The 243-nt window shown below is 35.0% G+C and carries 1 protein-coding gene; it reads left to right on the top strand.

Translation table 11 applies throughout. The annotated features are described in order from the left end of the window. On the top strand, positions 1-243 hold a 243-nt coding region (locus tag SB679_RS25935), incomplete at both ends, for a GNAT family N-acetyltransferase (protein ID WP_410705261.1).

Genomic DNA, 243 nt, shown 5'->3' with positions numbered 1-243 from the left:
GTAAGAAAATAGGTGCGGTGGGTATCTTTGAAAGAGAAGGATTGGATATTTTAGATATAGGATATTCTCTTTTGGAAGAATTTGAAGGAAAAGGATACGCCTATGAAGCTGCCCAAAAGGTAAAATCCATTGGTATGGAAGAGTTTGGGTTGGCAAAAATTTCAGCAATCATTTCAAAGGATAATGTTTCTTCACAGAAGCTGATTGAAAAATTAGGATTGAAATTTCAGAAACACGTTACAC

Origin of the sequence: Chryseobacterium sp. SIMBA_029 (genome assembly GCF_046535275.1) — a bacterium.
In the GTDB taxonomy this organism is placed as follows: domain Bacteria; phylum Bacteroidota; class Bacteroidia; order Flavobacteriales; family Weeksellaceae; genus Chryseobacterium.
The sequence above is the reverse complement of the archived record's forward strand: the minus strand, read 5'-3'. Positions and strand labels throughout refer to the sequence as shown.